This window comes from Paenibacillus prosopidis (genome assembly GCF_003337375.1).
Classification (GTDB): Bacteria; Bacillota; Bacilli; order Paenibacillales; family Paenibacillaceae; genus Pristimantibacillus; species Pristimantibacillus prosopidis.
Window position 1 is genome coordinate 37,706 of record NZ_QPJD01000015.1, and the last position, 12,639, is coordinate 50,344.

At 47.8% G+C, this 12,639-nt stretch carries 15 protein-coding genes and 1 other annotated feature; all 15 genes read right to left on the reverse strand.

Annotation, left to right across the window (positions count from 1 at the left end; translation table 11 throughout):
• Window positions 1-57 precede the first annotated feature (57 nt).
• Window positions 58-393 (reverse strand): ribosomal-processing cysteine protease Prp, encoded by a 336-nt coding sequence (locus DFP97_RS21820; protein WP_114382317.1) that lies wholly within the window; start codon window positions 391-393, stop codon window positions 58-60.
• Between the two features lie 10 nt (window positions 394-403).
• Complete coding sequence (gene rplU / locus DFP97_RS21825) at window positions 404-715, reverse strand: 50S ribosomal protein L21 (RefSeq protein ID WP_114382319.1); 312 nt, start codon at window positions 713-715, stop codon at window positions 404-406.
• A 15-nt stretch (window positions 716-730) separates the two neighbouring features.
• Window positions 731-820: a sequence feature (ribosomal protein L21 leader region), on the reverse strand.
• 84 nt (window positions 821-904) lie between these two features.
• The gene (locus DFP97_RS21830; RefSeq protein WP_245976513.1) at window positions 905-2,158 is read right to left on the reverse strand and encodes an Rne/Rng family ribonuclease; all 1,254 of its coding nucleotides are present in this window, start codon (window positions 2,156-2,158) and stop codon (window positions 905-907) included.
• 38 nt (window positions 2,159-2,196) lie between these two features.
• On the reverse strand, window positions 2,197-3,078 hold the full coding sequence (locus DFP97_RS21835; RefSeq protein WP_114382320.1) for a M50 family metallopeptidase: 882 nt from the start codon (window positions 3,076-3,078) through the stop codon (window positions 2,197-2,199).
• The gene (locus DFP97_RS21840) at window positions 3,071-3,982 is read right to left on the reverse strand and encodes a M23 family metallopeptidase (RefSeq protein WP_181873622.1); all 912 of its coding nucleotides are present in this window, start codon (window positions 3,980-3,982) and stop codon (window positions 3,071-3,073) included. The genes DFP97_RS21835 and DFP97_RS21840 overlap by 8 nt, the downstream gene beginning before the upstream one ends.
• A gap of 177 nt (window positions 3,983-4,159) precedes the next feature.
• Window positions 4,160-5,308, reverse strand: a complete 1,149-nt coding sequence (locus DFP97_RS21845; protein WP_114382324.1) for an FtsW/RodA/SpoVE family cell cycle protein — start codon at window positions 5,306-5,308, stop codon at window positions 4,160-4,162.
• Window positions 5,309-5,315: 7 nt separating this feature from the next.
• Entirely contained in the window at window positions 5,316-6,107 is a 792-nt protein-coding gene (gene minD / locus DFP97_RS21850) for a septum site-determining protein MinD (protein WP_114382326.1), read from the reverse strand.
• A gap of 3 nt (window positions 6,108-6,110) precedes the next feature.
• Entirely contained in the window at window positions 6,111-6,776 is a 666-nt protein-coding gene (locus tag DFP97_RS21855; protein WP_114382328.1) for a septum site-determining protein MinC, read from the reverse strand.
• A 66-nt stretch (window positions 6,777-6,842) separates the two neighbouring features.
• Window positions 6,843-7,367 (reverse strand): rod shape-determining protein MreD, encoded by a 525-nt coding sequence (gene mreD, locus DFP97_RS21860; protein ID WP_114382330.1) that lies wholly within the window; start codon window positions 7,365-7,367, stop codon window positions 6,843-6,845.
• Complete coding sequence (gene mreC / locus DFP97_RS21865) at window positions 7,364-8,227, reverse strand: rod shape-determining protein MreC (RefSeq protein ID WP_181873623.1); 864 nt, start codon at window positions 8,225-8,227, stop codon at window positions 7,364-7,366. The genes mreD and mreC overlap by 4 nt, the downstream gene beginning before the upstream one ends.
• A 59-nt stretch (window positions 8,228-8,286) precedes the next feature.
• Window positions 8,287-9,318 (reverse strand): rod shape-determining protein, encoded by a 1,032-nt coding sequence (locus DFP97_RS21870; RefSeq protein WP_114382333.1) that lies wholly within the window; start codon window positions 9,316-9,318, stop codon window positions 8,287-8,289.
• A 40-nt stretch (window positions 9,319-9,358) separates the two neighbouring features.
• Window positions 9,359-10,048, reverse strand: a complete 690-nt coding sequence (gene radC, locus DFP97_RS21875; protein ID WP_114382334.1) for a RadC family protein — start codon at window positions 10,046-10,048, stop codon at window positions 9,359-9,361.
• A 55-nt stretch (window positions 10,049-10,103) separates the two neighbouring features.
• Entirely contained in the window at window positions 10,104-10,733 is a 630-nt protein-coding gene (locus DFP97_RS21880; protein WP_114382336.1) for a Maf family protein, read from the reverse strand.
• Window positions 10,734-10,788: 55 nt separating this feature from the next.
• Window positions 10,789-11,031, reverse strand: a complete 243-nt coding sequence (locus tag DFP97_RS21885) for a DUF4321 domain-containing protein (protein ID WP_114382338.1) — start codon at window positions 11,029-11,031, stop codon at window positions 10,789-10,791.
• A gap of 61 nt (window positions 11,032-11,092) precedes the next feature.
• Window positions 11,093-12,508 carry an SPOR domain-containing protein gene (locus DFP97_RS21890; protein ID WP_181873624.1) on the reverse strand — a complete coding sequence of 472 codons (1,416 nt, stop codon included), beginning with the start codon at window positions 12,506-12,508 and terminating at the stop codon, window positions 11,093-11,095.
• Window positions 12,509-12,639 lie beyond the last annotated feature (131 nt).

The following is a 12,639-nucleotide window of genomic DNA, read 5'->3' on the forward strand; positions in this document are numbered from 1 at the left end:
GTGATTCCCTCCTTCTTAAAGGTTTGTTGAAGCAAAGCCGCTTCCTTAAGCGTAAGCTCAAAGAAGCTGTTCATGAATTACGACATGCTTGCCGTAAGATTGTGCAATTGTGCCGAGCATAACCGCCATCGATTCGAGCAGCAGCTGCATCCGTCCATCCGCCTCTTCGTCTGCCAGCGTCGGAATATCCGACGACAGCCAGCCGTTCTTCATAGCGGCAGGAAGCTCAGTACCTGCTAACTCTTCGATTGCATTAACGGTGCCGACCGAAATGGCCGACACACCCGCGCATACGATATCTTTGCCGGGTTTCGCATATTTAGCATGTCCTTCGACAGCAAATGATACGATCCGTCTGTCAGCGGCTCTCCGTACGAACGTAACGGTTATCATGAAATCCCTCTTACGCCTGGATTTTCTCGATTGTTACTTTCGTGAACGGTTGACGATGACCTTGCTTGCGACGGTAGTTCTTTTTGGCTTTGTATTTGTAAACGATGATCTTTTGTCCTTTACCTTGCTTCTCGACTTTGCCGGAAACCGACGCGCCAGAAACAACAGGAGTTCCAGTCACAAGACCTTCACCCTTGGATACGGCCAAAACACGATCAAATGTTACGCTCTCGCCTGCGTTTGTGTCCAGTTTCTCGATGTAGATTACATCGCCTTCCTGAACTTTGTATTGCTTACCGCCAGTTTCAATAATTGCGAACATAGTTGGTGCACCTCCTTATTTTCGAAGACTCGCCTAATTCAGGTGGTATACGGCTGACGCCGCAGACGCTTCTAAACCCAATCGGAGCGGTACTTGTACATCCCATTCCTCGCAAGGTACGAGACAGACACCCAAACAGTTTACCATACTATGCAGATCAGATCAATTATTTATCGAATAAAAATTAAACTATTTAAACGATGTATTTCGTCTGACAATTTCGCCGCACCCCGCACATCGTTCTGAAAGCTGCTGGACGGCGTTCTCGCGGGCCTTCTTGCGTGTCAGTTCGAGCAAACCGAGTCTTGTCCAACCTAAAATAGAGCATTTCGTCTGATCACTGCGGGCTTTATCGGTAAGCCTGTGCATGACTTGCTCACGATGCTTCTCTTGTTCCATATCAATAAAATCTATAATAATTATACCGCCGACATCCCGTACCCGCAGCAATCTTGCTATTTCATCCGCCGCCTCCATGTTCGTGCGAAATACGGTATCCTCCAAATCAGATGTACCGGTAAATTTGCCTGTATTCACATCAATTACCGTCAATGCTTCCGTCTCTTCCCATATGAGATGGCCTCCGCTCTCCAGCGGAATGCGCCGTTCAAATGCAGCGGCTATTTGTTCCGAAACCCGGTAGGCTTCAAATAAGCTTACACCTGATCCAGACAGCTTCTCATATCGTTTTAGCCGTTCAAGCAGCTTTGGGGTCATTTCCTGCAGCAGCGATAAGGCCTCCTCATAGCGAACTGCGTCATCTATCCATATTTCATCCATATCAGCTGTCAACGTATCGCGAACGACGCGGTGCATAAGACCAGCTTCGCGGTGAAGCTCAGCGGGCGCATGCTCCTTCTTGCCGCGGCCCTCTATCGCTTGCCAAAGCTCTCTTAGCTGTGAGACATCGGCATGCAGCGAAAGCTCGCTCTCGCTCCCGGCCGCTGTACGCAAAATGATGCCCTCTTTATTTTGCCTCAGCTTTTCGCCAATTGTACGAAGGCGAGTTCGATCGCTCTCGCTGCCAATTTTCTTCGAAACGCCGACATAGTCAGAACTGGGCATATAGACAAGCCAGCGTCCAGGCAGTGTAAAATGTGTCGTCACACGCGCGCCTTTACCGCCAAGCGGTTCCTTCATTACCTGAACGATAAGCTCCTGCCCCGGTCTGACAAGCTCCTGTATAAGCGGCTTATGTTCGGGCTGTTTGTCCAAATGCGGATGAAGCAATTCATCGATATACAGAAAAGCATTTTTGGATAACCCAATATCAACAAAAGCCGCCTGCATGCCAGGCAGCACATTTACGACACGGCCTTTGTATACGTTGCCCACCAAACTGCTTGCTTTGGATCGCTCCATAAAAAATTCGACTAAGCGGCCATTCTCAAGTACTGCAGTTTGCAGCATTTCACCATGTACGTGCATCAACATTTGCTTCATTCCCCGAACATCACCTGCCAGTACGCTTTTCATCTATTTTACCTGAAAAGCTCCGATACTGCACGGTTCGGATTATTTTCCGACAAGCAATCTTCGACAATTTTCTGCTCAGGCAGCACCTTGACTTCCTTGCTTCTTGACTCAACCATATAGATCAGATGATATCTCTCTCTTCGAAACAGCCGGGCTACCGACAAAATAGATTGCCCGCCGCTAACGATAATCGGACTTGCCAAATCACCCTTCGTCATCGCCCGCACGGCGACACGTCCCCGATACATCAAAAACCGATAGAATAAATAGGGAACATTCCGATAGTACGTCCAATTTGTCATCAGCAAAAATAGACCGACGATAAGCAGGTTAAGCTGTATTCCGTCCTTATAAATGAACAGCGGAAGAAGTGAGCTGATGGTCATCAATACACTAAACAATAAGCTTACGCGGGAAGACCATATGAGCATTTTATAGTAATTAACCGTATAGCTTAACGCTGCCTGCAGCAGCTTACCGCCGTCTAGAGGATGAATGGGCAGTAAATTAAACAATCCTATCATCAGATTCGCCTTCCAAACATACTGCGACCATTCCGGAGCCCATAAGCCAAGCTCACCGCAAGCCCACGCTGCAAGCCCCATCCACACGTTTTGCAGCGGACCTGCAATCGCTACGAGTGCTTCCTCCTTTGCCGGCACCCCTCCAGCCTCTTCGACCTCCACCACTCCACCGAAGGGCAGAAGCTTTACTTCACGCACGGTCCAGCCTAGGCTGCGCGCGACGATGACATGACCGAGCTCATGCACCAATACAAGCAAAAACAACGTAAACAGCTCGGCGAAAAAACCTGTAATGACCGATCCGAGCATAATGATAACGAACAGAGGATGGACCGACCAAATTATTCCTTTCCATTTAATCAATCGGTATCACGTCCACAGGATCTATGTACTGATCATTTTGCTTCACCGCAAAATAGAGCAGGCTCGGCTCCATACCTTCCGACTTTAACAATTTGCCTATCGGATCGCCTGCCTCGACCCAATCATTCACTTGAACCTCGGTCTGGCCCAATTTGCCATATACCGTTACACGATGATTAGCATGCTGAATAACAATCGTACTGCCGCTTTCATCCTGATCGGTCAATTGCAGCACGCGCCCCGTTTCTGCGGCAACCACCTGTTCCTCCGATGTACCTGCCAGTTCTATTCCATTAAGCAGCTCCGCAAATGTTCGAACAAGCGACCCATCCGGCAAAGGTGATACAATCGGCAGCTTAACGGTTCCGTCCGCTCCGATTGCGGTTTGAGGTTCCTCCTCAAAAATAGGAATAAAAGACGGGGCACCAGCAAACGTTTCCCTGTACCAAGCAGCAGCAGCAGTGAAATCGATCTCGTCAGTCAACGCTTGCTTTACGAGAGCTTGTCCCTGCAGCGTCCATTCCGTATCGTAACGGAAGATCGCCCACACAGCTGCAAACATCAACAAAGCAATTGCAAGCTTCCATTGCAGCTCTTTAAGGAAGGAGTTCCGTTTTCGGTTATGCGGCGGTTCATTGTTATTGCTCAGCTCCGGTCCCTTTATGAAGCTCCGTTTATCAAAGTTACCTCTATCCCCGCCCCAGCTTGCCCAAGGATTCGGATTTGTTTTCCATAAGGCCTCGGGATCAAGCTCGTCCCTCTCATCCGGATAAATAAAAGCACGGTTATACGAATCTGCAGGCTCCGGGAAAATGTCCTCCGTTTGCGCTGCTGACGGCTGCCGTTCCAGCAACGATTTTATTTTTTGCTGTCTGCGCTGCTTTACCCCATCTCTCGTTTGCATATCGCTGTTCCTCCCCGCTTCCATCATCACTACTGATAGCTTGTTCCTTTATACATGGATATGAGCAGTGGAAGACAAGTATGCGGAGAAAGGCTTCTGCAAAAAAAAGAAGCTGCTCAGGGAACGGATTACATCCGGCTCTGAGACAGCTCTGCTGTCGCTTCATTTAAAATACAGTTAATCGGCCAGCTCATATTTCTCTTGATGCGCCTTAATGCTGAATACGAGTCCGATCGACATCATGTTAAGGAGGAGCGAAGTGCCCCCATAGCTTATAAACGGCAGTGTAATTCCGGTAATCGGCATGATGCCGATCATCATCCCAATGTTTTGAAACACCTGGAACACATACATCGACACGATACCGATAACGATAAACGACGCCCGCAAATCATAGCACTGGAAAGCGATCACAATCATTCGGTAAATGAGCAAAAAGTAAAGCAGCAGTAAAATGGCTGAGCCCTGGAAACCGAACTCTTCTCCGATGACAACGAAAATGGAGTCCGAATACGGATACGGAATGAAGCCGCCATTTTTCATATCACCTTGCAAATAGCCATCGCCGCTCAAGCCGCCGGAACCAATCGCAATTTGAGCGTTTTCCGATTGATGCCTTGCGTCTGCAGAGGCCTCTTCAGGATTTATGAATGTGTTTATCCGTTGATGCCAGTGCTCCTTATCTTGATTTTCTAAATAATCATATATTTCTTGGTTGAACATATTGAATAGGGTAACGAAAACGACCATTCCGGCAATAACGACGGCAAGACCAACCAGCACATGTGAATATTTGACGTTGCCAATCCATAACATGCCTAGCACGATAACCAAATATATAATAGCGTTGCCAAGATCAGGCTGAATCATAACGAGCATGAACGGCAAAAACGCAAATGCTCCAACCGGCAGCAAATCCTGTGAGAACGTAAGCCGATCGCCTTGCCTTCTTCCCATAATATACGCGATTCCGATAATGAGTACGATTTTAACAATTTCCGCAGGCTGAAACGAAAACCCTCCGGGCAATTTGAACCAGCCTCTCGCACCGTTAATTACTGCACCGAAGAAATAGACGAGAATTAGCAATGAAACGCCAATGCCATATAAAACATGCCAACTTTTCAGAATGATACGGTAGTCGAACAGTGTAGCGGCAATGGCAATGGAGAAGCCAACCGCGTAAAATAACAACTGCCTCATGTCTGAACTGGCATATTGGGGGAAATTAGCTGTGGCGCTGTGAAGGACAACTGTACTGATAATCATGAGGAACAATAAAATAATTAAAATTCCCCAGTCCAGCTTTTTTAGTTTATTAAGCAAATCGAATTCATCCTATTCCAAGAAACTTACGGAAACGTTTGAACGCTCCCGCCTTCTCATCCAGCACCATAAGCGGAACCATGTCACCTAGTATTCGGCGGGCAATGTTTCGATAGGCTATTGCCGCACGCGAAGCCGGATTCATAACCGTTGGTTCACCGTTGTTTGCGGCAGATATAACCTTCTCGTCATCTGGAACGATCCCGACCAAGTCTACTGCAAGCACCTGACAAATTTCATCGATATCGAGCATCTCGCCGTTCTTCATCATATTTTGTCGAATGCGGTTTATGATTAGCTTGGAAGGGATTTTCTCCTGCTCCAATAAACCGATAACGCGGTCAGCATCCCGAACGGCCGCATTTTCAGGCGTCGTTATTACAATGGCGCGATCAGCCCCGGCAATAGCATTGCGGAAGCCGTGTTCGATTCCGGCAGGGCAATCGATAATGACATAATCATGTTCCTTCTTAAGCTCCAAAATCATGCTGCGGACCTGTTCAGGCGTTACCGAATCTTTGTCCTTTGTTTGTGCGGCCGGAAGCATGTACAGCTCATCGAACCTCTTGTCCTTTACAAGCGCTTGATTTAAACGGCAGCGGCCTTCCGCTACATCCACCAAATCATATATGATGCGGTTTTCCAAACCCATTACAACATCCAGATTACGGAGTCCGATGTCCGTATCCACCATACATACCTTTTTGCCAAGCAAAGCTAGCGCCGTTCCCAGGTTTGCCGAGGTAGTCGTCTTGCCGACGCCTCCTTTGCCCGATGTAACAACAATCGCTTCTCCCATGTTCTACACTCCTTTAAACATAATAGGATTATGCCGTATGCGGAATAATTGCGCCAGCTTATCGATTTGCATTCGGCCTTCGCTTAAGAAGGCGAATTCCATTGTCGCATCGCCGGTCATCCATTCCTCCGGGGGCCTGCTGATCACATCCGCTATGCGCAGCTGGGTAGGCCGCATAAGCGAAGTCGCAATAATGACGTCGGTACGACCGCCTATACCAGCATGCGCAACGCCGCGTAGAGCGCCCATTACATATATATCTCCCGTGCATAACAACGTTCCGCCCGGGTTCAAATCGCCGATCAATAGTAAATCCCCGTCATGCTCATAGGTTTGTCCAGAGCGAATAATAGACGTTAGCACTTGCAGGTTCGGCTGTTTACCTTGCATGGAATCCAACAGAGGCGAATCAGATTCAACGGATTGAACCATCAAATTGCCTTGAGCCCGTATGACTGTCTTAATCCGATCCTTGTCGTCATCAGTCACTTGCCTTGCGCCAAGCTTCACCTGGACATGAACAAGCGGTCCAGTCAGCAATTGTTGATGTGTTTTTTCCAGCTTGTATTGCAGTTCGTCCAGAAGTGTAGCGAATTCGCACTTATCGTCGAGAAGGAACACGAGACCTTCCTTGACGCCTTTAATGATAATATGCTGCTTCTCGGTCACGTTCGTCCCTCCCCAACCTATTGGATTCTTGCTGAACCTGACAAATTCCTGCTTTTGCCCGTATTTTTATTCCTCATCCTGCTCTGAATTCGCTTTCGTCTGAGATTCAAATATACGTCTTGCAGGCACATAACAGGCTAGGGCAAACGCGAGCTGCAAAAACAAACTCGGCAGAATATGATCGATTAAAGCCCACGCATAGGACTCATTCGTAATGCGGAACACTTTATAAATAAAAAATAGAGCAGAATCGTACAAGATACAAGCAAAACCAATAATCGAGATCGCCATCATGACCGTAGCGCGTCGCCGCTCCAGCAATACTCCCGTATAATAGGCGATTAACCCCATAATAAAAGCATGAGCCCCGATCAAATGGCCGAAATAGACGATATCTTGAAGTAGTCCGAAGCTTACTCCAAGCAATAGCGCAAGGTGGCGGCCGCTATAGAGCGCCGAGAAAACTACAGCCACAAAGATGAAGTGCGGAATGATCCGGTTGCCGAAGCCTGCCGGAATGATCCACGGCATGACAGCTCCCTCGATAACAAATAAAAGCAGCATGAGCACAATAATTCGGTTCATGCTCATTGCCCAGCATCCTCCAGCTCCGGAACCTGAACAACAAACACCTCGGTTAGATGGTCAAAGCTGGCAGCGAGCTTCACGGATGCCGTATTAGTCAGTCCAAAGTCGCCTTTCTGCATGGATTCCACTGTACCGATAACGAGCCCCCGCGGATACACGTTGCCGAGACCCGAAGTAATTACAGTATCCGAAATATCCATTTTATCGTTTTCAGCTATTTTCGTCATCAGCAGCCGGTTCGTTTCTTTGTTATAGCTGCTCAGTATGCCGAACGATTCATCTTCGCGGCCCATTATCGTAACTGCAATAGAATTGAACGTCGGCGATGCTTCATTCAGTTCCGTAATGGGTGTCACCGTTGCCGATAAAGGGGTTACGGCGCTAATGAGTCCGATTAAACCGTCGACGGTCGTTACCGCCATATTTGGTTTAATGCCGTTTTTGGAGCCTAAATTAATATTCATTGTCCGGTTGTTCGCATCATTGCTTACGGACACGACCTGTGCAATCAAATAATTATAATTATACATTTGCTTCTGACGCTTCGTGAAAGAAAGTTCTTCCTTATACCGCTCGTTCTCTTTCTTGACGAAGTTATACTCTATTTTATCACGGGAATAAGCTGCCGCCGTAATCCGGAGCTGCTCATTCTCTTCATAGATACGTCGAAGATTGCCAATATCCTCAAAGAAGCCCGCTATATAACCAGCGGGCTTGTAAAACCATTGCTGCACGTATGCTGCCGAATCCTTCAGAAACTTCTCCGGCCATGTCAATTCCTTGCGGTCGCTGAGCGAGAATCCGATGACCGCAATGAACAGAATAAACCCGATCATAAGCATAAACATACGCTTATTTCGCATTAGCTTAAACAGCTCGAATCACCTGCCCATTTCATATCCTATTCCCCATTGGACGAGCACTAACGTCTCGAGCGAGCAGAACTGCCTCTCGTTTTAAATAAATGAATGTGGTCTAACGAACGTCCAGTTCCGATTGCTACACAATCAAGCGGGTTGTCGGCAACAATGACCGGCATCCCCGTCTCGCGCTGCAGCAGCTTGTCCAGGTTGCGCAGCAATGCCCCGCCGCCTGTAAGCACGATACCCCGATCCATAATATCAGCGGAAAGCTCAGGAGGACATTTCTCAAGCGTAACTTTAACAGCGTCAACAATAGCATTTACCGTATCCGTCAACGCTTCCGTAATTTCATCGGATGTTATTGCAAGAGTTTTCGGCAAGCCCGTTACAAGATCACGGCCGCGTATTTCTATTGACTCCGCACGATCAAGTGGCAGCGCAGACCCGATTTCCATCTTCAGCTGTTCAGACGTTCTCTCGCCAATCATCAGGTTGTATTGCCGTTTAATATATTGAATAACGGCTTCATCCATTTCATCGCCGGCAACGCGAATGGAGCGGGAAGTAACGATGCCGCCAAGGGAAATGACCGCAACCTCAGTCGTACCGCCGCCGATATCGACAACCATGCTGCCTGTCGGCTCCCATACGGGCAAATCTGCGCCGATAGCTGCTGCGAACGGCTCCTCAATGGTATAGGCCTCGCGCGCTCCAGCCTGCTTAGTAGCATCCTCAACTGCCCGTTTCTCAACAGCGGTAATCCCTGACGGCACGCAAACCATGACGTTCGGATGACGCGGGAATAACGAGCGCTGCTTTTGCGCTTGACGGATGAAATATTTAATCATCGTTGCTGTCGTTTCAAAATCAGCAATAACGCCGTCCTTCATCGGACGGATAGCACGGATGTTTCCAGGCGTTCTGCCGATCATTTTTTTGGCTTGCTCGCCTACTGCTTCAATTGTTTTTGTATCAGTACGAAGGGCCACCACCGAAGGCTCCCTTACCACAATTCCTTTTCCTTTGACGAATACAAGCGTATTCGCTGTGCCTAAATCTATTCCTAAATCTTTCGAAAAACCACCAAACATGTTGTTGCTCCCTTCTAATTGCGACAATCACTTTATTATATTACATGTAACCTTGTTCCTTCAAACTTATAAAACGTCCGTCACCGATCACCAAATGGTCTAACACTTCTATCCCCACCAGCTGGCCAGCCTCCGACAACCGCTTCGTCAGCGAGATGTCCTCCGGACTTGGGGTCGGGTCGCCGCTGGGGTGATTGTGGACACAAATAATCGATGCGCTGCTTCTCTGAATCGCCGCACGGAATACTTCGCGCGGATGTACCAGCGACGCATTTAAAGTGCCTACAGATAACGTTTCACGGGCAATAATGTGATTTTTCGTATTTAAAAATAAACATACAAAATGCTCCTTCTTTAAATAACGGAGCTCTTCCATCACATAATCCGCAGCATCCTGCGGCTTGCGTACGGTAACTGCTTCACCCAACCGGCTGCGTGTAATTCGTCTGCCGAGTTCAATGCCTGCCCGCAGCTGAATCGCTTTTGCTGGACCTATTCCTCGTATGGCCGTCAATTCTTCCATGCTCATATCCATCAAATTGCGCAAGTTTCCGCATTGTTTCAGTATCGCGCCGGCTAAATGAACGGCAGACTGCCGTTGTGTACCTGTACGCAACAATATTGCCAGCAATTCCGTATGGCTAAGTGCCTCTGCCCCATATCGCATCATGCGCTCTCTTGGACGTTCTTCATGGGGGACATCACGCAAAATCATATATTGCGGCTCCATGTCCCAATCCCGCCTTCTCCATAAATATAGTTCAAATCATATACTGCCTTATTTTTCAAAAAACATGAACATCATATTGGGCCAGCATATCTGAGAGAAGTGCAAGCGGCAGTCCGACGACGTTAAAGTAACAGCCATCGATTCGATCCACCATCGTTGAGCCTAGTCCTTGAATGCCATAAGATCCTGCTTTGTCATGCGGTTCACCCGTTGCGACATAACGTGCAATCTGCTGCTCGCTGAGCGGTTTCATTTGAACCTTCGTCATCCGGTGGGCAACCGCAGCTTCACCATTCGAAGAAAGAACACAGGCTACACCTGTATACACCTCGTGGGAGCGGCCTTGCAGACGTCTTAGCATTGCCTTCGCTTCCTCATCGTGACTTGGCTTGCCAAGAACGTCTCCATCTAATACTACAATCGTATCTGCGCCAATAATGAGAGATGCTTCCTTGTCCTGCTTTTGCTCCAGCATGCGTGCCGCAGCTTGAGCTTTGCGCAAGCTCAGCTGCTCTACTACTTGAACCGGCGTCCAGCCAGGCAGAATGGATTCATCGGTGTCCGTAGACAAAATATAAACCGGCAAGGAAAGGCCCAGCGATGCGACCAGTTCCTTCCGGCGCGGTGACGAAGAAGCCAATACAAGCCGGCTTATCGATTCGTTGCGTGATTTTATCGGTTCCATATGGTTATTACTGCGCTCCTTCGTGCTTGCCCCCGCTAGTTTATGTACTGACGGCTTATATTTTGCGGTACAACCATATCGCTATAACGGCTCCTATCAAGCTGAACAAACTAAACTGAAGATGAAGCGATAAATTGAAGCTTAACACATATAAATCAATGGCGGGTGACCATGATGCTTCAATCGGTTTTGTCAAAAATGAAATGCCTGGAACCGGAGCCAGCCAGCGTGCTACTAAAGCACCCGCTAATAAGCCCAGTATGATAAAAATGAGAAGAATCCAGCCGTTTTTCTTCATCTTTCAACGCCTCTCGCCATGAAGTGACACCTGAATCTATTATACGCATGATGTTATTCGTTTACAATGCGCTGATGGACTCAAACCACTCTTTTTGCGTAATGACAGCTTTCATTGTCTCAGATTGCGTCGACCATAAATGAGCTCGAGACGGTTTTTTATCGTATTCCAGCATCGATTTGGCTGCTGTATTTATCGATAAAATGATTTTATTCAAATAGGTTTTACCTGCTGCATCTGTCGTTCCATTCCGCATTTTTACTGCATTTTCCGTCCATTTCTGGTGCTCCGATTGCCATGCATCAGCTGCTGTTTTGCTTAGAGGGGATAACGTAGGCTGCTCCAGCTGCGCTAATGCCAATTCGTCCAACATTTGGACGAGGTCACTTGTCTGTTCGAAGAAGGCTTGCGCGGCTGCTCCATCGCCGCTGAACGGTATTTTTTCAGGCACAGTGAGTGTCACTTCCTTTACATAAAGCTCCAATTCCGGCACCTGTGCGCGCAAGGTCTGTGCTTTGGCCCTGTCAGCGGCCACTCCTGCATATACGCGATAATCGTTCTTGCCCGTCATAGCTGCGGATGCCAGCCCTTTTTCTGCAAGCTGAGCTAATGCCGCATCACGTCCTTCCGTATTGCTGAATACCCCGAATTGCAGCATATAATACGTACGATTAAACCCCGTGAGGCTGACTATAGGAACATCAGGATTTATCTCACTGTTTGAATTCGTCCCGTTTTCTGGAGGCGTAACCGTATCCTCTTGATTTGCATTCGAATTAGCATCTGCACCTGTTGGCGTATTGTTAGTAGAAGATGTGCTTCCCGATACAGTCTCTGAGTTCATATTATCGCTTGAACCGCCAGGCCAAATCGTTGCGCCTGTAAACAACGACAGCAGCAAATATCCAAACAACGCTCCGGTAGCAAGCGCGCCTGCAACCGACAAAAAAACATTGAACCAAGAAGGTCCACCTGTTACGTGTTTTACACGTGAGGTATAAAGCGGATTCGTACGGGAGTCGTTCATCTCTATCTTGTCAGCATTTATGGGCTCAACTTCGTTCTCTGCAATAAAGAAATCCGTCTTGCTAGACTCACGTTTGTCCGTGTTTATTTGCGGAGTTTCCATTTCGGTTCTCCTCTGGCTTTCCAGCTTCACCTTCGACGGGCCCGCTTGCGCTGGCAAGGACGGTACCGGCCCTGTATCGGTGTTTCGAATTAATTGCTCGAGTGCCCCAATATCTTCTTGAAAGGGACTGTTCCAAGGGCTTATTTCCCTGAGAGCATGCTGTTCATTAGCGGGATACAACGGAATAACATTTAATTTAGCCGGTTTAGCGGCATTATTATTTGCAGTGATATGGGACGAAACGGAATTTGTGGCGGTCTCCTGCTTAATATCCGCTCTGCGGCTCTCTTCAGTGATAGATTGTCCATTACGATCGAAACGGTAAGTAATACGGTTTTTTTGATTCATGTCATTCGCTCCTTGTCCCATTCTTCTCTTTTTAATCTATGAGACTTTTAAGAGAAATAGACCCGAGCCCTGTAAGGGATATCTACCAGACCTTCAAAGGCTACCCAAACCCTCAAGGACTTTTCGAACCC